We start from the raw sequence: 20,499 nt of genomic DNA, 5'->3' as shown, positions 1-20,499 counted from the left end.
AAAAGTGGTTGTCAAATCCATCGTTTACCCTTGGTTAGGTTGACAAATGAATTTTGTATGCAAAAAATACGGCTTCACTCTATTATCGCCTTTGAGGAACACCCCGCATGTTGACGCTCGATTTTCATCCCACCGGCCGCCATTTCCTGCAGATTCCCGGCCCGTCACCGGTACCTGACCGTATCTTGCGGGCCATGAGCCTGCCCACGATTGATCACCGTGGTCCGGAGTTTGCGGCGCTGGGCCTCAAGGTGCTGGCCGATATCCGGGAAATTTTTCAGACCAAACAGCCCGTCATCATCTACCCGGCCTCGGGGACCGGTGCCTGGGAGGCGGCGCTGGCCAATACGCTGAGCCCCGGCGACCATGTGCTGATGTATGAAACCGGCCACTTTGCCGCGTTGTGGCACAAGCTGGCGGCGCGTCTGGGCCTGAAAACCGAAGTGATGAGCTTGTCCGGCGCCGAGGCCTGGCGCCATGGTGTGCGGGCCGACATGATCGAGGAGCGGCTGAAGGCGGACACGCAGCACAGCATCAAGGCGATCTGCGTGGTGCACAACGAAACCTCCACCGGCGTGACCAGCAACATCGCGGCCGTGCGCAAGGCCATCGATGCCGCCAAACACCCGGCGCTGCTGCTGGTGGACACCATCTCCGGCCTGGCGTCGGCCGACTACCGGCACGACGAGTGGGGCGTGGACGTCAGCATCAGCGGCTCGCAAAAGGGCCTGATGCTGCCGCCCGGCATCAGCTTCAACGCCGTGTCGGCCAGGGCCCTCGAAGCCAGCAAAACGGCCCGGTTGCCCAAATCGTTCTGGGCCTGGGACGAGATCATTGAAATGAACAAGACCGGCTACTGGCCGTCGACACCCAACACCAACCTGCTGTATGGGCTCAACGAAGCCTGCGACATGCTGCTTGAGCACGGGCTGGACGTGGTGTTTGCGCGGCACCTGCGCTGGGCTGAAGGCGTGCGCGCCGCGGTCAGGGCCTGGGGCCTGCTGATCCAGTGCGCCGACCCGGCCGTGTATTCGCCCGTCCTGACCGGCGTGATGACGCCCGAAGGCATAGACGCCGACGCCGTGCGCAAAATTATTTACGAGCGCTTTGACTGCTCACTGGGCACGGGCCTGGGCAAAGTCAAGGGCAAGATGTTCCGCATCGGCCACCTGGGCGACTGCAACGACCTGACCCTGATGGCTGCGCTGTCGGGCTGCGAAATGGGCCTCAAGCTCGCAGGCGTCAAGCTGGCGGGCTCGGGCGTGCAGGCCGCGATGGACCATTTTTCAAGCCACGCCGCCGTGGTTCCGCAGCGCAAGGCAGCCTGACGATCTCTTTTCTTGTTCCACTTTCCTGTTTGCCGAGCTTCGCTGAATTCCAACTGATCACAACTATTCCTGGAGACAAAACCATGCAACGCAGAACCTTCGTAACCGTCAGCGCGGCCAGCGCCGCCACACTCGCCTTTCCCTCGCTGATGGCGCAGACCCTGCCCAACGGGCCGATTCGCATCGTCGTGGGCTTTGCCCCCGGCGGCGGCACCGATATCCTGGCGCGGGTGATCGGCCAGAAGCTCGGCGACATGTGGAAGACGCAGGTCATCGTCGAGAACAAGGCGGGCGCCTCGGGTACCATCGCTGCCGATTACGTGGCCAAGCAGCCCGGTGATGGCAACACCTTGCTGATGGCGCACATCAACAGCCAGGCGATCACGCCCGCCCTGCAGAAAGTGAACTACGACGCGGCCAGGGACTTCCAGCCGGTCGTGTTGGTCGGCATCACGCCGAACCTGCTGATCTGCAATGAAAACCAGCCGGCCAAGACCGTGAAGGATCTGGTCGAGTTGTGCCGCGCCAACCCGGGCGGTGTGAGCTTCGGCTCGGCCGGCACGGGCAGCGCGCAGCACCTGGCGCTGGAGATGTTCATGCTGGCCGCCAAGGTCAAGGCCATCCACGTGCCGTACAAGGGCTCGGGCCCGATGCTCACCGACCTGATCGGCGGGACCATTCAGTACAGCTTCGACACCATGACGGCGGCCACGCCCCACGTGAAGAGCGGCAAGGCCATCGCCCTTGCGCAGACGCGCCAGCAGCGCGTGGGCGCCTACGCCAACGTTCCGACCATGGCCGAGTCGGGCTTCCCCGGCTTCGAGGCGACGACGTGGTACGGGCTGGCCGGTCCCGCGAAGATGCCTCTGGCCATGGCCAAGCGCATGAACGAGGATGTCAACAAGGTCATGCTGATGCCCGACGTGATGGAAAAGCTGGCGGCCTCGGGCGCCCAGGATGGCGGTGGCTCGACCGAAAAGTTCGGGGACTTCATGCGCGCCGAGCAGATCAAGTGGGCCAGGATCATCAAGGACGGTGGCGTCAAGGGCGAAGCCTGAGCCATGGGCATCGGGGGCGCGCTGAGCTGGTCCTGAAGCCTGTTTTGCTTTTTTCGAGGGTGCTGCCATCGCGGCATCCCAACCGTCACCTCCCGGGTTTGCCTGGGAGGATTTTCCACTTCCGCAAACGATCAACATCCCTCCACAAGGACCACCGAGTGAAAGAAGCGTCAACGAATGAACAGGCGAAGAAAGCGGCGCGTCCGCTGCCCCTGGCCGGTGTGCGGGTGCTCGATGTCAGCCAGGTGATGGCCGGCCCTTATGCCTGCATGTTGCTGGCCGACCTGGGCGCCGACGTGATCAAGGTCGAGCCGCCCGGCGCGGGCGACCAGACGCGCGGCGCGATGGGTTTCAAGATGAAGGGTGCCGACAGCCTGGGTTTCCTGAACATGAACCGCAACAAACGCAGCGTCACGCTCAACCTGAAGTCCAAGGCCGGGCGCGAGGTGCTGTTGCGCATGGTCAAGGACGCCGATATCCTTCTCGAGAACTATCGCCCCGGTGCGATGAAGCGGCTGGGCCTGGGCTACGAGGTCTTGAAAGAAATCAATCCGCGCCTGGTGTACACCAGCATCTCGGGCTTCGGCCAGACCGGCCCCTGGGCCGACCGACCGGGCTTCGATCTCATGGCGCAAGCCATGTCGGGTGTGATGAGCGTGACCGGCTACCCCAACAGCCCGCCGGTGAAGGCCGGCGTGCCGGTGGCCGACATTGGCTGTGCCCTGTTTGCCGTTTATGCCACCCTGTCGGCCTACATCGGGGCCAAAGCAAGCGGCGAAGGCCAGCATGTGGATGCATCCCTGTTCGACTCGGCGCTGGCTTTCTCGGTCTGGGACATCTGCGACTACTGGGGCACGGGCAAACCGCCCGAACCACTGGGCACGTCCAACAAGATGACAGCGCCTTACCAAGCCATGGCCTGCTCGGACGGCTATTTCGTGATGGGCGCTAACAACCAGAAGCTGTGGCAGCAACTGTGCGTGCTGCTGGAGCGGCAGGAGTTGCTGCGGGACCCGCGCTTCACCACCATCTCGCTGAGGTTGGCCAATCGCCCCGCGCTGGAGACCGAGCTAGAGCGCACTTTCCGCCAGCACCCCAAAGACTATTGGGTACAAACCTTGCTCGACGCCGGTATTCCGGCCGGCCCCATCCTCTCCTACCCGGAGGCTTTCGGCAGCGAGCATGCGCGCGCGCGCGGCATGCGCATGGAGATTGACCACCCGGTGGAAGGTTCGGTGCCCAACATCGGCTTTGCGGTCAAGCTGTCCGGCACGCCGCAGCAGGTGCGCCGGCATCCGCCCTTGCTGGGGGAGCACACCGACGAGGTGCTCGGCGAGATGGGCATTGGCGCCGGCGAGCTTGCCGAACTTCGGGCGCAAGGCGCGTTTGCAGCATGAGTGACGGGGCAGTACACCTGACGGTCAATGCCGGCGTGGCCTCGGTGGTGTTCGACCGTGCGCAGGCGCGCAATGCCATGACCTGGGCCATGTACGGGCAGCTGGGCCGCATTTGCGAAGCGCTGCAAACGGATCATACGGTTCGCGTCGTGACCTTCGAGGGCGCGGGCGGTGAGGCCTTTGTGGCCGGCACCGACATCGAGCAGTTCCAGGCATTCGAGAGTGGTGAAGATGGCGTGGCCTATGAGCGCACCATCGACCGCGGCATTGGCCTGATCGAATCATTGCCGATGCCGACCGTGGCGGTGATCAGCGGCTGGACCATAGGCGGTGGCCTGGCCATTGCCACCGCCTGCGATTTCCGCCTGGCAACCCCGGCCTCCCGCTTTGGCGTGCCGATTGCCAGGACCCTTGGCAATTGCCTGTCGATGGCCAACCTGGCGCGGCTCAGCGCCGTGTGGGGTATGCAGCGTGTCAAGCGCATGTTGCTGCTTGCCGAACTGCTGAATGCCGATGAAGCCCTGGCATGCGGTTTTCTCCATCAGATTTGCGAGCCCGCAGAGCTGGGCGCCGAGGCGGCCCATTTGTGCGAGCGCCTGGCCTCATTGGCTCCGGTCACCCAAAGCGTGACCAAGGAGGGCTTGAGGCGTTTGCTGGTGCAGGGCTTGCCCGATGCGGAAGACCTGATACGCAAGTGCTATGGCAGTCGCGACTTTCATGAAGGCGTGGAGGCGTTTGTCGCCAAAAGAAGCCCGGTGTGGAAGGGTGAGTAGTTCGAGTAGTTCGAGTAGTTCGAGTAGTTCGAGTAGTTCGAGTAGTTCGAGTAGTTCGAGTAGTTCGAGTAGTTTGGGTAGTTCGGGTAGTTCGGGTAGTTCCAGTAGCTCGACGGCTGCTGCAAGCAGCGCATCTGGTCAAGGCCGGGGTGAAGACTGATCCCCAACGATTCGTCAAACGGGCTCGTCGTCCGGGGATTTGTCGGGAACCTCCGCGGCCCTGACCACCGACTATGTTCGCGGCATGAACGAAATACCAGACGATCATCTCTGCCACGGCCGACAAGAAGTTCAGCTACAACAGCATGGAAGGTTTCCTGAACGCCAAGCTCGTGGTCCGCGCCTTGCAGAAAGCGGCCGCACCGCTCACGCGCGCCAGGGTCATCAGCACGCTGGAGTCATTCACCAACGAAGACCTCGGCGGCTTTGCGCTCACCTACGGCAAGCAGAGCAACCTGGGCTCACGCTTCGTCGCCCTGACGATGATCCGCGCCGACGGATCGTTCGCTCGCTGAGCGGCTGGCTGCCCGCCGGCACAGCCTTCCGGGCGGACGGGAGCGGCGGGCATTTTTGGGGCGTCTCCCCATCATGGTGCCACCGTGGCGCCACCACGCAGCTCGCGTCCCGGCCTGCGCCCAGGCTCGCGTCCCCGGCAGCCCGCCCGGGTGCGGCCGATCTTGGTTCCCGGTTATTTCCCATGTGGCCACATTAGGGCTATGCTGGAGGCGCGGCTCGAACCGCGTGACTTTCCAGTCAGGAGGTGACTTATGTACAAGCGTATCTTGTTGGCTTACAACGGTTCCGATGCCGGACAGAAGGCTCTGCTGGACTGCAACGACCTCGCCCAGTGGAGTCAGGCCGAGTTGTTCCTGATTGCTGTCATGCCTTTGTCGATGGGCCTGGTTGGCCTGGAAGGGGGTATTTACAGCAAGGAGTTCGAGGAAAGCGAGAAGAAAAAGTACCAGGCCGTGCTAGACGACGGGCTTGCGCGGCTCTCGCAGTCGGGGCACACCGCCCGCGGCGAAGTGCTGGTCGGCGACGCCGTCGACGAAATCACCAATTACGCGACCAGGATCGACGCCGACCTCATCGTCGTTGGCCACAGGCACCTGGACAGCTGGGCGGCACGCTGGTGGCGCGGCTCCATCTCGGGCGCGCTGATTGAGCACGCGCCGTGTAGCGTGCTCGTCGTGATCACCCCTTGACGGATGCGGCCCTGCGATGTGGACCGATACAACACCCGACCGAGCGGCCGCATTGGCGCAATACCGCAGCCGTGCCAGCTTTTACGATCTTGAACTGGCCCTGTTCGAGCCTATCCGCCAGGAAGCCATCTCGCAACTGGCACTGCGGCGCGGCGACACCGTGCTCGATGTGGGCTGCGGCACTGGCCTGAGCCTGGGGCGGCTGCAACAGGAGGTCGGCCCGAAGGGGCATGTCATCGGCATCGAGCAGTGTCCCGAAATGCTGCAGCTGGCGCGGGGCCGCGTGGAGCAGCAGGGGTGGCGCAATGTGACGCTGCTGTGCGCGCCAGTCGAGACGGCAGTCATAGAGCGGATGGCCGATGCGGCGCTCTTTCATTTCACCCACGACATCCTGCGCTCGCCCGAGGCCGTTGCCCATGTCGTCGAGCATCTCAAGCCTGCGGCGCACGTGGTGGCCGCGGGAATCCAATGGGCCGGACCCTGGGCCTGGCCGGTCAACTGGTTCGTGCTGCCGATTGCGCTGCACTCCACCACCTCACTCGAAGGGCTGGGCAGTCCCTGGGACAAGCTTGGCGCGCTGCTCGGCCCCCTTGATGTGCAGACCCGCTGCATGGGCGCGATCTACATCGCCAGCGGTGTGCGTGGCAAGCCCAAGCCATCAAAGCCGTAGAACGCCGCCCGGCCACACCGTTACAGCGTTCAGGGCCGTGGCGTCTTGGGCTGAAAATCGCAGAATGGCTCGACCGCGCATTGCCAGCACAGGGGCTTGCGCGCGGTGCACACATAGCGCCCGTGCAATATGAGCCAGTGGTGCGCATCCACCAGATATTCGGTGGGCACGCGCTTGAGCAACCCGATCTCGACTTCCAGCGGATTTTTACCCGGTGCCAGCCCGGTGCGGTTGCTCACGCGAAAGATGTGCGTGTCCACCGCCATCACCGCTTCGCCGAAAGCCGAGTTGAGCACCACATTGGCCGTTTTGCGGCCGACGCCGGGCAGTGCTTCCAGTGCTTCGCGGGTGCGCGGCACCTGGCCGCCATGCTGCTCGACCAGAATCCGGCAGGTGGCCAGCAGGTTTTTGGCCTTGGTGCGGTACAGGCCAATCGTCTTGATGTAATTCTCCAGGCCTTCCAGTCCCAGGTCCAGAATGGCCTGCGGCGTGGGGGCTGCCGCAAATAGCTTGCGGGTGGCCTTGTTGACCCCCACATCCGTGGCCTGCGCCGAAAGTAGCACCGCAGCCAGCAGTTCGAACACGCTCGTATACTTCAATTCAGTAACGGGCAGTGGATTGGCCGCTCGCAAGGTGGCAAAAAACGGCTCGATGTATTCCTTCTTCATGGATCGATTCTCCCATGCCCCTGCAATTTGCCGACCGCCTCAACAATGTCGAAACCTCCGCCATCCGCGAACTGTTCAAACTGCTGGGCAAGCCCGGCATCATCAGTTTTGCCGGCGGCTTTCCCGACCCCGCCATGTTTGATGTGGAGGGCCTGAAGGAAGCCAGCGGCAATGTGCTGAATGAAGAGGCCGGCCCGGCCCTGCAGTACGGCGCCACCGAAGGCTACCAGCCGCTGCGCGACCAGCTCAGCACCTTCATGGCCACCAAGCGCGCCGTGGTGGCTGCCGACGAGCTGATCGTGACCACCGGCAGCCAGCAGGCGCTGGACCTGATCGGCAAAACCATGATTTCGCCCGGCGACAAGGTGATCGTGGAAGGCCCCACCTTTTTGGCCACCATCCAGTGCTTCAGGCTCTACGGCGCAGAACTCATCAGCGCACCCATCGATGCCAACGGCGTGAAAACCGATGAGCTGGAAAAACTGATTGCCACGCACAAGCCAAAGTTTGTGTACCTGATTCCCACCTTCGGCAACCCCAGCGGCGCCCTGTTGAGCCTGGAGCGCCGCAAGAAGGTGCTGGAGCTGGCCGTCAAATACAACACCTTGATCGTCGAAGACGACCCCTACGGAGACCTGTATTTTTCCGAGCCGCCGCCACCGTCACTGCTGGCCCTGAGCGAAACCGTGCCCGGCAGCCGCGACCTGCTGGCCCATTGCGGCTCGCTCAGCAAGGTGTTGTCACCGGGCCTGCGCATAGGCTGGCTGATTGCCCAACCCGAGCTGCTGGCCAAAGCCACCATGTGCAAGCAGTTCAGCGATGCCCACACCAGCACCTTTGCCCAGGCCACGGCATCCCAGTACCTCAAATGCGGGCGCATGCCGTCCACCTTGACCCGTGTGCGCCAGGTGTATGCCGAGCGCGCCGCTGCCATGGGCGCTGCGCTGAAGCGCGAACTGGGCGACGCGATCGATTTTGTACAGCCGCAGGGTGGACTGTTCTTCTGGGCCCGGCTGACCGGCGCCGGCGGCAAGACAAAAGACGCGAGCGAGTTTGCGAAGAAGGCAATCGAGCAGGGCGTGGCCTTTGTGCCGGGCTCGCCGTTTTATGCGAGCAATCCGGATGTGGCTACGCTGCGGCTCAGCTTTGCGACGGCGGATGTGGCGAAGATTGAGGAAGGCGTGGGGCGCTTGGGGAAGGCGCTTTAGCCGTGTGCGCTGCCGATTTTTGAATCGGTCTTGAGGGGGCGTGGTTCGAGCCCCGTATGGGGAGCCACACAGTTCGGAATTTGGGGGCACTCTTGTAGTGCCCCGTTTTTTTTTGCCGCAGCAACCAATAAAGCCGTTTTTTGCCGCGTATCACGGGCGTAACGGGATCGCCGAAGCCGACTCTTTCAGGGCTTATCCTCCAATTGGAGGAGAGAGGTTTGTAACAAACCCCGTACTATGTGTCTTTTGTATTTATAGCCCCCCGTGTTACCTAAACCGGGCAAACGCGGGTTCAGCATCGCGACGCATTTCGATGACACCACGGATCAATTTAAGGCAAAAATAATGGCGAAACCCAACCCGAAGATGCGAGTTTCGCGGTACTTCAAGCTCGGTCGCGATCAAACCACCCTTGATTTTGTTGATGTTCCGATTGGAAACGACACTCCTGTGTTCCTAGATCCGAGCAGACTTAGAACTATGCAGAGTCCGTGGGCCTCAGAGTGCAATTCGCTTCTGCAACATTTCTTTGAGACATTACTGCGGCACTTGAAGGCAGACGACCGAGCTGCTGGCACTCATATGCTTGAGGCGCTCACGGAAAAGAACGAATTTCACTTGGGATTTTCAAGCGGTTTATCGGATGGACGAGCCTTTGGCAAAGGCTACGCCAAGGAGGTCTGGAAAGCATTGTCGAAAAGCCAAGCAGGGAACACTGGTTTGCTAAAAGACATTGAAGACGCATGCCTATTCATCGAGGGAGTCGGGCCAGACCGGATTTCAGACGCCGTTTGTAATATTCTCCGCGGGCCGCTAATTCGCTACACACAAGACATCTGCAATTATTACGACATTCCGCTCTCGGATGGGATCGCGTCAGGACCCATTTGGAACGTGCATACGGAGGTATGGGAGGACTCGCTCATCCCCTTACCTGTGACTCCATTTGGAAAGCTCCTTCTTATTCCTAAATTGGCGGTCCGCCATCGGTTCGTTTATGACTATTCGACCTATTTCACTCACCACCTTCTCCCAGCCATGCAAGAGTCAGAGAAGCACCTGAACACTGGGTTAGTGCAGACCTTAAAAGACGGTCGCAAGCGTGTGACCAAAAAGAGCTTAAAAGAAAAATATGGTGCCGATAAATTGACGATAGCTCGTGAGACTTTGCGACACCCGGAAGCGCTGAACGAGTACCGAGAAGCAGCGCAGCGGTCCTCTAGGCCGATTACTCATGAACAGCTGGCAGAAATCGAAAATATTGCACCGCCTAACTTTACAGCTCTACTCGCCGCGTTAGCAGCGATTCCAACTGGCCGGGAAGATTCAACTAATTACGAGGATGCCATCGAGAAGCTACTTAGTGCACTATTCTTTCCATCGCTTTCATCGCCGACCAAACAGCTTAAAATTCATGATGGAAGAAAGCGGATCGACATTACCTACGTCAACAATCCCACGAGCGGATTCTTTCAGTGGGTGCTGTCGCACTATCCCAGTTCACACATATTTGTGGAATGCAAGAACTACGGCAAGGAAATCGCCAATCCAGAATTTGACCAGCTAGCGGGTCGTTTTTCGCCCAGTCGTGGTCAAGTCGGACTACTGGTATGTCGGTCGGTTCAGAATCCGTCAAAGCTCGCAGCCAGTTGTAAGGACACGGCTCAGGACAATAGAGGCTACGTCATCACATTAAGCGATGCTGACCTAGCGCAACTTGTGGCTGATTACAGATCCTCCAACGGAGGCTCGGAGTATCCACTTTTACGGAAAAAATTTACTGACTTGATCATGTAGGAATGGAAATTTCCCAGTTACCATCATCTGCCTTATTGCGGTGCCACAACTGGCTCGAACCATGGCACGGCAATCGAAGTCAGAATCCAATTTCTCTCAACAAGCCCGCACCATTCCAGCCCTACTTGCCAGCTTGCGACACCAGCACCGGCTTGTCCCGATACACCTCAGGCATCACCGCCTTCAAATTTGCGATCTTCGGTAAATCAAACCGCGCAATGTAAGGCTGGTTCGGGTGCAGGGTTGCGTAGTCCTGGTGGTAAGCCTCCGCCGGGTAGAAGGCGGTTAGCGGCGTGAGCTGCGTCACGATTTTGCTGGGAAACACCTTGGCTGCGTCCAGCTGCGCGATGTAGCTCTCGGTCACTTTTTTCTGGTTGGCGTCCTGGTAAAAAACGGCGGACCGGTATTGCGTGCCGCTGTCCGGGCCCTGGCGGTTCAATGTTGTTGGGTCGTGCGCCACCGAAAAGTAAATCTGCAGCAGCTTGCCGTATGAAATCTTTTTCGGGTCGTAGGTGATCTGCACGGATTCGGCGTGGCCGGTGCGGCCTGAGCCGATCATCTCGTAGCTGGCGGTCGCTTTGTCGCCGCCTGCATAGCCCGATACGGCGTTGAGGACGCCCTGGGTGTGCTGGAACACGGCTTGCACGCCCCAGAAGCAGCCGCCGGCGAACACGGCTGTGGCGTTGCCCGACTGCGGGCCTGCCAGCGCGGTGGCCGGCATGTCGATGGCCGGGGTGGGCAGTTTGACGGCTTTTTCTTCTGCTGAGCTCACGCCCATGCCGCCGCCCACAAAAACCCATGCAGCCAGTGCGACTGCGCCAAGGGTGAAAAGGTATTTGTTCATCATCATGCTGCCTTGAAGTTAAGGGCCAGGCCGTTGATGCAGTAGCGCAGGCCGGTGGGTTTGGGGCCGTCGTTAAACACATGGCCCAGGTGCCCGCCGCAGCGGCGGCACAGCACTTCTACTCGTTTCATGAACAAGGTGGTGTCGCTTTCTTCCACCACGGCCTTGTCCATGGGTTGCCAGAAGCTGGGCCAGCCGGTGCCGCTTTCAAACTTGGTGGCCGACGAAAAAAGGGGCAGGGCGCAACCTGCGCAGGTAAAAACGCCTGCGCGCTTTTCCTTGTTCAGCGGGCTGGTGTAGGGGGGCTCGGTGCCGGCCTGGCGCAAGACGCGGTATTGGTCGGGCCTGAGGAGCTTCTGCCATTCGGCATCGCTGTGGGCGACTTCATAAACCCGTGCCGCGTGCGCTGGCGTGGCCACCAGCAGGCCGCGCATGCCGGCCAGGGCGGCGGCTACGCCGGCGGAGAGTGCGCCAAATTTCAACAAAGAGTTTCTGCGGGTCATCATGAGTGTCTTTCGCGTTGCCCAAAGTGGGCCATGGCTGTTGGTCGGCGAGGGGGCCTGTTTCTTACAGGCTGAGTCCAGGAGCCCCATCAGGCCAGATCGGGCCAGGTTTTGCTTTTTGCGCCGCTTTTCTTTTTTAGAAGAGGAGCAGAAGAAGAGCAGCAGAGGGGGAACCAGGGGGAACACCCTGCGGATACTGAAATTGGATGAAGATGTCCGCGTTCGGTTCCCGGCCAGGATTCGCGGGGTAATCGCGTGGGCGTCATGGACTCCAAACCCGCGCCACAATCACAGGCATGCACAAGATCTTCAGGCTTTGCGCTGTTCTGATGCTGGGCGCGCTGGCGGCCTGCAACGGCCCGCCCGACGATTCGCACGCCGAAGATGTCCAGCTGCAGCTGACGGGAACATGGCTGCGGGACTATGAAGAAAACGGGACCCGGGTGCGCCGCGTGCTGGTGCTGGCGCAGGACGGCCAGTTTGGCGAAATGTCAACGGTCACCCTGCGCGACGGGGTGCTGCTCCAGCACCATCACACCGGCGAATGGCACTTTGACGGCACCAACCTGAAGCGCCGCTACACCAACATCGACGGGCAGAAACCTTCCGCACCCAAGTTTCCGTATGCCGCGTTCGAGGTCCGGTTCGAGTCGCGCAATGAATTCATCGGTACAGACAATGTTCGCAAGCGCCAGGTGCGTTATCGGCGCGTGGCGGAGGGCACGCTACCTTAGGAGCAATGCGGCTCGGTCAAGCCCTTGCCCTGGTTTGTTTTCCCGGACTCGATCCGGGACGCATGGATTGCGGATCAGGCCCGCGATGACGGTTCGGTCAGTCGAGGTCTGGTGCTGCTGATTTTTCCTATGTGGCTGTTAACTGCGTGGCCAATGTGATGTGCCCTTATCTGGGGGCGCTGATGGCATGAGTGCTTCTCCATCCTGGTCACGGAGCCGGCACCGGGGTAATCTGGGGCAAACTTTAATTTTCCAAAAGGTCAAACGGCCTCCAGCCGCTCCACCATATCCGGAAACTGCGCCACCATTTTGATCAGCAGCGCTGCCTGGGCATTGGGCTTTGCGCGCCCCTGCTCCCAGTTTTCAAGCGTGCGTGGGTTGGTGCGCAGATAGCGCGCGAACACGGGGCGCGACAAGTGCAATTGCTCGCGCACGTTCACGACGTCTTGCGGGGAGAGTGTTGGCGCAGGGTTGCTTACTACTTTGAAGGTGCGCAGCGTGAGTTTGCCTTCGCGCTGCGATTTCAACGCGTCGAAACCTTCAGTCAATTCTGAAAAAATGTCGCGCCTTTTCTTCTTCATGATGTTTGCCTTTACTTGGGTTGCCGCTGCTCCAGCTCGCTTTTAAGCAGTTGCTTCAATGTCTTGCGTTGAACGGGCGTCAAATCATCAGCCTGATCTTTGTCGTACACGGTAAAAAGCCAAAACTGCCCGCCGCCCAACCACCAGTAATAAATCACTCGCAAGCCGCCGCGTTTGCCTTTACCTCGGCGGGGATCTGGTTGGCGTAATTTGCGCAAACCGCCCGTGCCCTCAATCACATCACCCGCCTCCGGGTTTGCCATCAAGTCGAGTTGTAGCTGACGGTAGGCCTGGTCGTCGAGATAGCCCTGCCTCATGCGTTCAAAGGGAGGTAGTTCGATGAATACTGCTTGCAAGATTTATTGTACGCTAGTTGCGTATGGTTTATGGTTGATAGCGAATGGATGGCTGACAGCCTGTGGCTTCAAATGGCCTTTTTGAACAAGGCCAAATGGATCTCCACCGATTCAAAAGGCACAAACACCGTGTCGTCCGGCGTGCGCTTGACCAGTCCATGCTCCTCCAGCTTTCCGATGTCCGTGTGTACGTTCGAGTAGTTGCGCTCCACGGTTTTGGCCAGCGCATAGACCGAGCAGGGGCCGCACTGTCGCAGCGCTTCCAGCAGGTCGATGCGCGCAGGTGTCAGCTCTGAAAACAGGGCGCGAGCTGATTCAAAGCTCAGGTGGTAGTCGGCCCCGTATTTTGGGCTGGCCTCAGCCGCTTTGAGCTGCTTGCGGGCTACGCTGAACACGGAGCCGCGTGGGGCGATTTCAATGACTGCTTTCATGGCTTAGTTCCAGGTTCCTATGTCGTGCCAGACAACAATCTCAACCTCAGAACTGTCATCACGTATCTCCCTGGCTCTGGCATTCGGCTTTTGCTTGCATGTATATTGCATTTTAGCAATATATTGCAAAATTACAATATAGAAATCAAGCTCGGCTCCCGTACGGTGAAGCAACTCACTGGTTGGTCATCCGGGACACTGAATCAGGTCCGGGACAGCCCCGATCCGGGATCCATGGATAGCGGGTCAGGCCTTCAATGACCAGTGCGTGGGCATGCCCCTCAGCCCTGAAGTTACCGGCGCTCACCCCGTCCTGATCACCGAAATAAACTCCGTGCCGCTTTCGGGCAGCCAGACTTCCCCCGGCCGGCCGAGTATCTGGCGGATGTTGGCCGCGGGACGGGGCATCGCGATCACCTCGAACTTCTCGGCGCGCGGGTCGAAGCGCAGCATGGCGTTGTTGCTCCACTCGGAGGCCCAGACGATGTCTTTGTCGTCGATATACACGGCGTACACGTGCGGGTCGGCGCCGGGTGCTTTCCAGGTGTGCCAGCTGTTGGCGCCCATGCCCAATGCCGGGTCGTGCACGGAGAGGTTGCCGCTGTTCCACTCGGCCACCCAGATGCGGCCGCGGCTGTCGGACCAGACGCGGCGCGCGCCCTGGCGCTGGGTGGGTGGTTCAATCACGCGTGACTCGCCGGTGTTGCGGTCTATCTGCGCAATGAAGGACCCGGCCAGCGAACACCACCAGACGTCGCCCTTCGGTGTGGCGCAAATGCCGTAGGGCCCGCGTCCGCGTGGTGACTCTTTCACGCTGACCACGCCGGTGCGCACGGCCACCTTGCCCACGTAGCCGCCTTGCCCGGTAAACCACAGGTCGCCGTTGCCATCAAAGGCGCAGGTGTTGAGGTTGGCGTAGGGTGTTCCGGCAGGCAGGGGGAAGAGCTTCACTTCACGCGCCGGCCAGCTCACGCGTGCAATGGCATTTTGTCCGCCGTCGGTCAGCCAGGCCGCGCCGTCGGGCCCGGCAATCACGCCATGCGGCGACGAGCTGCCGCCATTGCTTCCCAGGGCGATCAGCTCGGACTTGCCGGTGCGCGGGTCAAACCAGCCCAGGTGCCCGCTGCGCTGCGCCGAGAACCAGACCCCGCCACCGGGCGCAGGCGCTACGTCATGAATGCCTGTGCTGCGCGGGGTGTTGAGCGGCCAGGATTGCAGGCGAGAGGTGCCCGTTGCCTGTGCGCGCCCGGTGCCGGGCGAGAGCAGGACGGTGGCATACACCCCGCCCAGGGCGATGCCCGAGAGCCCCGTTAGTCCCGTTAACGCCGCCAGCGCGGCGCGGCGGTTCAGGTGACGAGTCGTGTGGCGAGTCATGTGGATTGGTTGGGAATGCATTCGCAGCGCCATGGCAGTTTCTCCTGCGCGTTCGGGACCGGTTGGACAAGGTCGTGCCAGGTCATTGTGGCGGCAATGTGCTGCCGCATACAAGGGCTGCAGGGGCTGCGGGCGCTGTGAGCGCTGTGGGAGGGCGCGCCAGCTGGTGGCTTGGCCGTGCCGTCGATGGCCCTTCTCTGGATCCCGCCGTAAATCACGGCGTTCCCTGAGCGGTCAGTTCAACTCAAGCGCCATGAAGACCCTGAGCGCCGCATAGGCGTCATTGGCGGCGTAGATGATCTGCGCGTCGGACAGCTTGCTGTTGGCCCAGTTGGAGGTGGTGGCTTTTCTGGACTTGATGAACCGCTTGTTGAAAACCACGGCCACCGCCCCCCGCACACCCATGTCCTTGCGGTAGCCTTTTTTTCTGAACACGGTGTTCAGGTCAAGCACACCTTGCGGGTCAACGCCGAATTTGCTGATGAGACGCCGGCGGTCGTCTCCCAGGCCGAAGCCGGCCTTGATGATGGCCGGCGACTCCAGCAGCACGGCTACGGCGCGGCGGCATTCGGTGTCCTGCAATTGAAAGATATAGGCCTTCTCCAGTGTAGACAGCTGAACGATGTGGGGCCCGTCGGACGCCTCGTTTTTGGCAAAGGTCGGTTTGGATTCAGTATCAAACCCCAGGGCCGTGATGCCTGCGAGTTCCTCCAGCGCCCTGCCGGCCTGCTGCGGCGTTGAAACCACCTGTATCTGAGCCAACCTCAGCCGCTCGAAAGGTTCAAGCAGCGCGATTTGTTCTTTACCAGGTGTTACGAGAAGCTCGGTCATAGGGTTCCATGCATCAAAATAGGGAGAGAGCGACCCACATCATGGCAGCACAAAGCATTACAACAGACACCTACAAACTTTTCCCATCGCCCCGCAACCGGCACCGGACGGTTTTCCCGCACCAGGTTTTTGTGCCGTACCCCTACATGCTGATTGACATGGAGAGCTACGACCTCAAGGGCAAATACAGCCTGTTTTCGGCCTGCCGCCTGGCAGACATGAAGATGGGGCAGGTGGCGACGTTCGAGCAGCCCGAAGACGAACTGAAGTTCAAGGCACGCTTTGTGCCGGACTGACCCGACTGACTGGACTGACCCGGCAGCGCCTTCAAGCAAAGTCCCGGCACATGCTTTTATACTGGGGACGGCTTTGTCATAGTCTTGGCCTTGTGCCTTTGTGGCAGCACGGCTACCATCAATTGTCGCCACCGCGCCAGGCGTGTCTGGCGGCGTATAACGCAGGAGGGGAGGTTCTATGCCACAACTCATCGCATCTGTCGAAGGCGTCGAAATCCAGCATGTTTATCTGAAGAACAACAGAACGACGCTTGGCCGCAGACCTTATAACGACATCGTGCTTGACAACCTGGTGGTGAGCGGCGAGCACTGCGTGTTTGAACTCAAGGGCCTCGCGGATGTGTATATCGAGGACCTGGGCAGTACCAACGGGACCTATATCAATGGCCAGATGATCAAGTCCAGGCAGCTGCTGCTGGACAAGGACATCATCGCCATTGGTAATTTCAGGATTCAGTATCTCTCGGCCTCCGAGCATGAGCAGCCTCTCGTATCCGAAAAAACGGGCACCATGCCGCTGGAGGCGCTTGGTTTTCCGGGCACCAGCGGCGCGTTGCAGGCCAGCCTCAAGGTCTTGTCGGGTTCTTCGGCGGGGCTGGAGGTTCCGGTGGTCAAGGCGGTGACGACTTTTGGCCGGCCGGGCGTGGCGGTCGTGGCCATTTCTCATCGGCGCGATGGTTATTACGTCGCCCATATGGACGGTGAGACACAGCCCACGCTCAATGGCAAATCAATCGGGTACAAGGCGATTCCCTTGAGCCACCACGATGTGTTGAACCTGGCGGGAACCGAGATGGAGTTTTTGCTGCAACCCCGATAACACTTATCGAAGTACTCATTGAAGTACTTATCGAATGGCCCTGTCGGGACGCAAGCCGCGCTGTTGCGAAGGCTTTGCACCGGCCGGCAGGTTTCAAATCTTTATTGCGCCGTGGCAGATTCGTCCGGCCTGCTCTTTCCCCTGGCTGCCAAGCCCAACCCATCCATGAAAAGCAATCCATCCGGCGGACTCGTTTATTCCACTGACGGGGGACGTATGTGCCCCGACTGCCGCAAGCCCGTGGCGGGCTGTGTGTGCCGTCAACTCAAGGCCCTGGCAACGACTGGCGGAAAGTCCGGCGGTGTGGCCTATGTTTCCAGGGAGACCAAAGGCCGTGGCGGGAAAAGCGTGACCGTGGTGAAGGGGCTGGCGCTGGATGCGATGGCCCTGGCCCAGCTGGGCAAGCAGCTCAAGACCGCGTGCGGCTCAGGCGGCACGGTGAAGGACGGTGTGATTGAGGTGCAGGGCGAGCATTGCGACCTGGTCATGCAGGCGCTGAAGAAGCAGGGATATGTCGTCAAGCGGAGCGGTGGTTAGTGAACTCCGAAGACCTACAGCTCCTGCTGACCCGCGAAATGCCCTACGGCAAGTACAAGGGGCGGCTGATTGCCGACTTGCCTGGCAACTACCTCAACTGGTTTGCCCGTGAAGGTTTTCCGAAGGGCGAGATTGGTCGCCTGCTGGCGCTGATGCACGAAATCGACCACAACGGCCTGTCGTCCCTGCTGGATCCGCTTCGCAAGCGATAGGGTTTATTGAAATGAATTCCGGAGGCGGCCTGCAAGGCACAGCCCTCCCGGAACGTCCTTCGCAATCGCCTTACTTTTTCATCTCGTCCTTGGCCATGGCGTCTTTACCCATAGCATCTTTACCCATAGCGTCTTTTTTCATGCCGTCCTTGGCCATGCCGGCTTTGGCCATGTGATCCTTTTTCATGGCATCTTTCTTCATGCCATCTTTTTTCATCGCGTCCTTTGACATGGTGTCTTTAGCCATCGTGTCTTTTGCCATGGCGTCCTTCGACATCGCATCTTTGCCCATCGCATCCTTTTTCATGGCGTCCTGTGCCATGACGCTAGCGCCGGCGAAAAGCATGCAGGCAGACAGGAGGGCGGCGGTCAGTGTTTTCATGGTTGTTTTCCTTGGTGGTGATGAATCAGTTGTTGAATAAAACGGCAATGCTGAAGTCGATGATTCAGCTATTGCCGGCGTTGCAGGGTCTCTGAGCAGGCTCAGCTACCTCCGAACCAGTTGTAGCCCTGGTCTTCCCAGTAGCCGCCAGGGTAGGTGTTGGTGACGAAAATCGCCTGGATATGTTTGGGATTCTTGTAGCCCAGCTTGGTGGGCATGCGCAGCTTCATCGGAAAGCCGTATTTGGGGGGTAACGGCTGCCCGTCGTAGGTGAGCGCCAGCACGGTTTGCGGGTGCAAGGCGGTTGGCATGTCGATGCTGGTGAAGTAGTCGTCGGCGCACTTGAAACCAACGTATTTGGCAGTCAGGTCCGCACCGACCCGGCGCAGAAAGCTGGCAAACGGCACACCGCCCCATTTGCCGATCGCGCTCCAGCCTTCGACGCAGATGTGGCGGGTGACCTGGTCAACCTGCGGCATGGCGCGCAGCTCCGGAAGCGCCCATTTGCGCTTGTCGGCGACGAGGCCGGTGACCTCCAGGCGGTAGCTGCCTTCCTCGATCTGGCGCACTTCGCTCTCGCTGTAGTAGGCATTGAAGGGGAAGGGGCGCGTGATCATCGAGTCGGGGTAGGTGGGGGCCAGGCGGTTGGGGTCAAACAGCCAGCCCTGCACCTTGTCATTCATGCGGGAAATCCGCATCAATGCCGTGTCAATGCTGGCTTCATCCACCAGCGTGCAACCCGTGAGCATGGACAGGCCGCCAAGCGTGAGCGAGCGGCGCAGGAAGTCGCGGCGGGCGGGCTCGCTGATGCGGGCGGCATGGCTGATGCGGCTCACGGCTTCCTTGAGCACGGCATCGCCGTCAATGGCCAGGCGGGGAGGGGGTTTGATCATCATGTCAGGCTCCTTAGCGGCCGCGAACCATGTACAGCAGCGTGCGCGGCACCAGCGCCACCATCACCAGGTGAACCGCCACAAACGCGGCCAGTGCGGCCATGGCAAAAAAGTGCACCAGCCGGGCGCCTTCGTAGCCGCCCATCAGTTCGCGCAGCAGGGGGAATTGCACCGATTTCCAGAGCACCAGGCCAGAGATCACCAGCAGGACGGTGTCGACCATCACAAACAGGTAGGCCAGGCGCTGCACCATGTTGTAATGCCGCGGGTCGGCATGGGCGAGCCGGCCCTTGAGCGCGGCCTGCAAATCGGCCAGCAGGGCGCGGGGAGAGAGCGGAAAGAACTTGCGCAGCAGGCGGCCGGTGGCGAGGTTGAAGGCCAGGTAAAGCAGGCCATTGACGCCCAGCACCCACATGGCGGCAAAGTGCCACTGGAGGGCGCCCCCCAGCCAGCCGCCCAGCGTGATGTCTTTCGGAATTGTGAAGCCCAGGAAGGCGGTGGCGTTGTAGATTCTCCAGCCGCTCATCATCAGGACCACGACCGCGAGGGCGTTGAGCCAGTGCATGGCCCGCAACCACCCGGGGTGAATCACCTGCTTGCCGGTATCCATCATGTGCTCCTCATTCGCCAACAAAGCCTGGGACTCCCAGGGTTTCCGCGGCAGTTTTGCTGCGTGTTGACGATTGGTCGGGCGGTGCGCCGGTTTCTTACAACCGGTTGGGATTCATGGAAAACCCGTAGATGGGTTTGAGGTGCCCCGCGAGGGGCCAGGCCCTGTTGGGGAAAGGACTGCAGGAGGACTACTGGACTTTGCCGAGGAAGCGGCGCGTGGGCTCTTACTGCGGCCGGTCGAAGATGGCGGCTGCCTTCCTAAAAGAAGAAAGGCGAATGTTTTAAATCACCGCACGCAATCAAATCCAAACTGGTTGCTGGCGGGCTTGCTGGTCAGCCTGGCATGCAGACCGCGCTTCTGGCATTCGGCTTCAGCAATGTCCTGAGCGTTCGCAACGTCCTGGCGCCGCGCCTGCACGATGATGGTCTTTTCGTTCGCGCTGATCAGTTCGGCGGCGCAGCCCGTCATCAGGACGCAAACCAGCAGCAGAAGTTTTTTCATGGATCGTTTCCTTGGTGAAGCGCTGGGTTAAGGGGTTACGGGGTTACAGGACCTTGCTGAGGAACCTGCGCGTGCGCTCTTCCTGCGGCTGGTCGAAGATGGCGGCGGGTGTGCCTTCCTCCACCACCAGTCCCTCATCAATGAAGATGACCCGGTCCGCCACCTGGCGGGCAAAGCCCATCTCGTGGGTGACGACGACCATGGTCATGCCCTCCTCGGCCAGGGCCTGCATGACGTTGAGCACCTCCCCGACCATCTCCGGGTCCAGCGCCGAGGTCGGCTCGTCAAACAGCATGATGCGCGGCTGCATCGCCAGCGCCCGGGCAATCGCCACGCGCTGCTGCTGCCCGCCCGAGAGCTGGTTCGGGTAGGCATTGATCTTGTCCAGCAGGCCCACCTTCACCAGCAGCTCGCTGGCGCGGTTGCGCGCTTCCAGCGCGGTCAGCCCGCGCACCTTGGTCGGCGCCAGCGTGATGTTCTCCAGCAC

General features: G+C 60.6%; 27 protein-coding genes. 14 read left to right on the top strand and 13 right to left on the bottom strand.

Annotated elements, in window-relative coordinates; translation table 11 throughout:
* Positions 1–107 precede the first annotated feature (107 nt).
* The 7 genes from AC1DS5_RS21890 (at position 108) to AC1DS5_RS21860 (ending at position 6,431) form a co-directional block, all read left to right on the top strand.
* Positions 108–1,328 (top strand): pyridoxal-phosphate-dependent aminotransferase family protein, encoded by a 1,221-nt coding sequence (locus AC1DS5_RS21890; protein ID WP_477720362.1) that lies wholly within the window; start codon positions 108–110, stop codon positions 1,326–1,328.
* Between the two features lie 83 nt (positions 1,329–1,411).
* Positions 1,412–2,386: a Bug family tripartite tricarboxylate transporter substrate binding protein gene (locus tag AC1DS5_RS21885; RefSeq protein ID WP_477720361.1), complete on the top strand. Its 975-nt coding sequence runs from the start codon at positions 1,412–1,414 to the stop codon at positions 2,384–2,386.
* A gap of 158 nt (positions 2,387–2,544) precedes the next feature.
* On the top strand, positions 2,545–3,783 hold the full coding sequence (locus AC1DS5_RS21880) for a CaiB/BaiF CoA transferase family protein (RefSeq protein ID WP_477720360.1): 1,239 nt from the start codon (positions 2,545–2,547) through the stop codon (positions 3,781–3,783).
* Positions 3,780–4,556, top strand: a complete 777-nt coding sequence (locus AC1DS5_RS21875; protein WP_477720359.1) for an enoyl-CoA hydratase/isomerase family protein — start codon at positions 3,780–3,782, stop codon at positions 4,554–4,556. Before AC1DS5_RS21880 ends, AC1DS5_RS21875 begins: the two co-directional genes overlap by 4 nt.
* A 305-nt stretch (positions 4,557–4,861) precedes the next feature.
* Positions 4,862–5,071 (top strand): hypothetical protein, encoded by a 210-nt coding sequence (locus AC1DS5_RS21870; RefSeq protein WP_477720358.1) that lies wholly within the window; start codon positions 4,862–4,864, stop codon positions 5,069–5,071.
* Between the two features lie 252 nt (positions 5,072–5,323).
* On the top strand, positions 5,324–5,761 hold the full coding sequence (locus tag AC1DS5_RS21865; protein WP_477720357.1) for a universal stress protein: 438 nt from the start codon (positions 5,324–5,326) through the stop codon (positions 5,759–5,761).
* Positions 5,762–5,777: 16 nt separating this feature from the next.
* A complete protein-coding gene (locus tag AC1DS5_RS21860) occupies positions 5,778–6,431 on the top strand; it encodes a class I SAM-dependent methyltransferase (RefSeq protein WP_477720356.1) in 654 nt (217 codons plus the stop codon).
* Positions 6,432–6,460: 29 nt separating this feature from the next.
* On the opposite strand, the gene nth is transcribed toward AC1DS5_RS21860, so the two are convergent.
* On the bottom strand, positions 6,461–7,099 hold the full coding sequence (gene nth / locus AC1DS5_RS21855; RefSeq protein ID WP_477720355.1) for an endonuclease III: 639 nt from the start codon (positions 7,097–7,099) through the stop codon (positions 6,461–6,463).
* A 20-nt stretch (positions 7,100–7,119) separates the two neighbouring features.
* On the opposite strand from nth, the gene AC1DS5_RS21850 reads away from it, so the two are divergent.
* A complete protein-coding gene (locus AC1DS5_RS21850) occupies positions 7,120–8,307 on the top strand; it encodes an aminotransferase-like domain-containing protein (protein WP_477720430.1) in 1,188 nt (395 codons plus the stop codon).
* A 345-nt stretch (positions 8,308–8,652) separates the two neighbouring features.
* Positions 8,653–10,104 carry a hypothetical protein gene (locus AC1DS5_RS21845; RefSeq protein WP_477720354.1) on the top strand — a complete coding sequence of 484 codons (1,452 nt, stop codon included), beginning with the start codon at positions 8,653–8,655 and terminating at the stop codon, positions 10,102–10,104.
* Between the two features lie 121 nt (positions 10,105–10,225).
* On the opposite strand, the gene msrA is transcribed toward AC1DS5_RS21845, so the two are convergent.
* The gene (msrA, locus tag AC1DS5_RS21840; RefSeq protein WP_477720353.1) at positions 10,226–10,954 is read right to left on the bottom strand and encodes a peptide-methionine (S)-S-oxide reductase MsrA; all 729 of its coding nucleotides are present in this window, start codon (positions 10,952–10,954) and stop codon (positions 10,226–10,228) included.
* Positions 10,951–11,454, bottom strand: coding sequence for a peptide-methionine (R)-S-oxide reductase MsrB (msrB, locus tag AC1DS5_RS21835; protein ID WP_477720352.1), 504 nt, complete (start codon positions 11,452–11,454; stop codon positions 10,951–10,953). The genes msrA and msrB overlap by 4 nt, the downstream gene beginning before the upstream one ends.
* A 293-nt stretch (positions 11,455–11,747) precedes the next feature.
* Between msrB and AC1DS5_RS21830 the strand changes: the two genes are divergently transcribed.
* Positions 11,748–12,185 (top strand): hypothetical protein, encoded by a 438-nt coding sequence (locus AC1DS5_RS21830; protein WP_477720351.1) that lies wholly within the window; start codon positions 11,748–11,750, stop codon positions 12,183–12,185.
* 260 nt (positions 12,186–12,445) lie between these two features.
* Here AC1DS5_RS21830 and AC1DS5_RS21825 read toward each other — a convergent pair whose 3' ends face one another.
* From AC1DS5_RS21825 to AC1DS5_RS21805, 5 genes are all read right to left on the bottom strand, one after another.
* The gene (locus AC1DS5_RS21825) at positions 12,446–12,766 is read right to left on the bottom strand and encodes a helix-turn-helix domain-containing protein (protein WP_477720350.1); all 321 of its coding nucleotides are present in this window, start codon (positions 12,764–12,766) and stop codon (positions 12,446–12,448) included.
* An 11-nt stretch (positions 12,767–12,777) separates the two neighbouring features.
* Positions 12,778–13,122, bottom strand: coding sequence for a toxin (locus AC1DS5_RS21820; RefSeq protein WP_477720349.1), 345 nt, complete (start codon positions 13,120–13,122; stop codon positions 12,778–12,780).
* Positions 13,123–13,190: 68 nt separating this feature from the next.
* Positions 13,191–13,553 carry an HVO_A0114 family putative DNA-binding protein gene (locus tag AC1DS5_RS21815; RefSeq protein ID WP_477720348.1) on the bottom strand — a complete coding sequence of 121 codons (363 nt, stop codon included), beginning with the start codon at positions 13,551–13,553 and terminating at the stop codon, positions 13,191–13,193.
* Positions 13,554–13,856: 303 nt separating this feature from the next.
* Positions 13,857–14,948, bottom strand: coding sequence for a Vgb family protein (locus AC1DS5_RS21810; RefSeq protein ID WP_477720347.1), 1,092 nt, complete (start codon positions 14,946–14,948; stop codon positions 13,857–13,859).
* A gap of 213 nt (positions 14,949–15,161) precedes the next feature.
* The gene (locus AC1DS5_RS21805; protein WP_477720346.1) at positions 15,162–15,758 is read right to left on the bottom strand and encodes a 3'-5' exonuclease; all 597 of its coding nucleotides are present in this window, start codon (positions 15,756–15,758) and stop codon (positions 15,162–15,164) included.
* 41 nt (positions 15,759–15,799) lie between these two features.
* On the opposite strand from AC1DS5_RS21805, the gene AC1DS5_RS21800 reads away from it, so the two are divergent.
* The 4 genes from AC1DS5_RS21800 to AC1DS5_RS21785 all read left to right on the top strand — a co-directional run bounded on the left by AC1DS5_RS21800 (position 15,800) and on the right by AC1DS5_RS21785 (position 17,623).
* On the top strand, positions 15,800–16,054 hold the full coding sequence (locus AC1DS5_RS21800) for a hypothetical protein (protein WP_477720345.1): 255 nt from the start codon (positions 15,800–15,802) through the stop codon (positions 16,052–16,054).
* Positions 16,055–16,232: 178 nt separating this feature from the next.
* Entirely contained in the window at positions 16,233–16,874 is a 642-nt protein-coding gene (locus tag AC1DS5_RS21795) for an FHA domain-containing protein (protein WP_477720344.1), read from the top strand.
* Between the two features lie 165 nt (positions 16,875–17,039).
* Positions 17,040–17,411, top strand: coding sequence for a translation initiation factor Sui1 (locus AC1DS5_RS21790; RefSeq protein ID WP_477720343.1), 372 nt, complete (start codon positions 17,040–17,042; stop codon positions 17,409–17,411).
* Entirely contained in the window at positions 17,411–17,623 is a 213-nt protein-coding gene (locus AC1DS5_RS21785; RefSeq protein WP_477720342.1) for a DUF3820 family protein, read from the top strand. The genes AC1DS5_RS21790 and AC1DS5_RS21785 overlap by 1 nt, the downstream gene beginning before the upstream one ends.
* Positions 17,624–17,693: 70 nt before the next feature.
* Here AC1DS5_RS21785 and AC1DS5_RS21780 read toward each other — a convergent pair whose 3' ends face one another.
* The 5 genes from AC1DS5_RS21780 to AC1DS5_RS21760 form a co-directional block, all read right to left on the bottom strand.
* Positions 17,694–18,005, bottom strand: coding sequence for a pentapeptide MXKDX repeat protein (locus AC1DS5_RS21780; protein WP_477720341.1), 312 nt, complete (start codon positions 18,003–18,005; stop codon positions 17,694–17,696).
* Between the two features lie 101 nt (positions 18,006–18,106).
* Positions 18,107–18,898 carry a molybdopterin-binding protein gene (locus tag AC1DS5_RS21775; protein WP_477720429.1) on the bottom strand — a complete coding sequence of 264 codons (792 nt, stop codon included), beginning with the start codon at positions 18,896–18,898 and terminating at the stop codon, positions 18,107–18,109.
* 13 nt (positions 18,899–18,911) lie between these two features.
* Complete coding sequence (locus AC1DS5_RS21770; protein WP_477720340.1) at positions 18,912–19,511, bottom strand: cytochrome b/b6 domain-containing protein; 600 nt, start codon at positions 19,509–19,511, stop codon at positions 18,912–18,914.
* Positions 19,512–19,796: 285 nt separating this feature from the next.
* Complete coding sequence (locus AC1DS5_RS21765; RefSeq protein ID WP_477720339.1) at positions 19,797–20,012, bottom strand: hypothetical protein; 216 nt, start codon at positions 20,010–20,012, stop codon at positions 19,797–19,799.
* A gap of 43 nt (positions 20,013–20,055) precedes the next feature.
* Positions 20,056–20,499, bottom strand: a 444-nt coding sequence (locus AC1DS5_RS21760; RefSeq protein ID WP_477720338.1) for an amino acid ABC transporter ATP-binding protein, incomplete at its 5' end; no start/stop codon positions are given.

The organism is Polaromonas sp. P4_H1 (assembly GCF_056400945.1).
The sequence above is the reverse complement of the archived record's forward strand: the minus strand, read 5'-3'. Positions and strand labels throughout refer to the sequence as shown.

Coding starts and splice junctions, on each gene's coding strand:
- AC1DS5_RS21890 (WP_477720362.1), top strand. CDS start 108: ATGTTGACGCTCGATTTTCATCCCACCGGCCGCCATTTCCTGCAGATT.
- AC1DS5_RS21885 (WP_477720361.1), top strand. CDS start 1,412: ATGCAACGCAGAACCTTCGTAACCGTCAGCGCGGCCAGCGCCGCCACA.
- AC1DS5_RS21875 (WP_477720359.1), top strand. CDS start 3,780: ATGAGTGACGGGGCAGTACACCTGACGGTCAATGCCGGCGTGGCCTCG.
- AC1DS5_RS21870 (WP_477720358.1), top strand. CDS start 4,862: ATGGAAGGTTTCCTGAACGCCAAGCTCGTGGTCCGCGCCTTGCAGAAA.
- AC1DS5_RS21865 (WP_477720357.1), top strand. CDS start 5,324: ATGTACAAGCGTATCTTGTTGGCTTACAACGGTTCCGATGCCGGACAG.
- AC1DS5_RS21860 (WP_477720356.1), top strand. CDS start 5,778: ATGTGGACCGATACAACACCCGACCGAGCGGCCGCATTGGCGCAATAC.
- nth (WP_477720355.1), bottom strand. CDS start 7,099: ATGAAGAAGGAATACATCGAGCCGTTTTTTGCCACCTTGCGAGCGGCC.
- AC1DS5_RS21845 (WP_477720354.1), top strand. CDS start 8,653: ATGGCGAAACCCAACCCGAAGATGCGAGTTTCGCGGTACTTCAAGCTC.
- msrA (WP_477720353.1), bottom strand. CDS start 10,954: ATGATGATGAACAAATACCTTTTCACCCTTGGCGCAGTCGCACTGGCT.
- msrB (WP_477720352.1), bottom strand. CDS start 11,454: ATGATGACCCGCAGAAACTCTTTGTTGAAATTTGGCGCACTCTCCGCC.
- AC1DS5_RS21830 (WP_477720351.1), top strand. CDS start 11,748: ATGCACAAGATCTTCAGGCTTTGCGCTGTTCTGATGCTGGGCGCGCTG.
- AC1DS5_RS21825 (WP_477720350.1), bottom strand. CDS start 12,766: ATGAAGAAGAAAAGGCGCGACATTTTTTCAGAATTGACTGAAGGTTTC.
- AC1DS5_RS21815 (WP_477720348.1), bottom strand. CDS start 13,553: ATGAAAGCAGTCATTGAAATCGCCCCACGCGGCTCCGTGTTCAGCGTA.
- AC1DS5_RS21810 (WP_477720347.1), bottom strand. CDS start 14,948: ATGCATTCCCAACCAATCCACATGACTCGCCACACGACTCGTCACCTG.
- AC1DS5_RS21805 (WP_477720346.1), bottom strand. CDS start 15,758: ATGACCGAGCTTCTCGTAACACCTGGTAAAGAACAAATCGCGCTGCTT.
- AC1DS5_RS21800 (WP_477720345.1), top strand. CDS start 15,800: ATGGCAGCACAAAGCATTACAACAGACACCTACAAACTTTTCCCATCG.
- AC1DS5_RS21795 (WP_477720344.1), top strand. CDS start 16,233: ATGCCACAACTCATCGCATCTGTCGAAGGCGTCGAAATCCAGCATGTT.
- AC1DS5_RS21790 (WP_477720343.1), top strand. CDS start 17,040: ATGAAAAGCAATCCATCCGGCGGACTCGTTTATTCCACTGACGGGGGA.
- AC1DS5_RS21780 (WP_477720341.1), bottom strand. CDS start 18,005: ATGAAAACACTGACCGCCGCCCTCCTGTCTGCCTGCATGCTTTTCGCC.
- AC1DS5_RS21775 (WP_477720429.1), bottom strand. CDS start 18,898: ATGATCAAACCCCCTCCCCGCCTGGCCATTGACGGCGATGCCGTGCTC.
- AC1DS5_RS21770 (WP_477720340.1), bottom strand. CDS start 19,511: ATGATGGATACCGGCAAGCAGGTGATTCACCCCGGGTGGTTGCGGGCC.
- AC1DS5_RS21765 (WP_477720339.1), bottom strand. CDS start 20,012: ATGAAAAAACTTCTGCTGCTGGTTTGCGTCCTGATGACGGGCTGCGCC.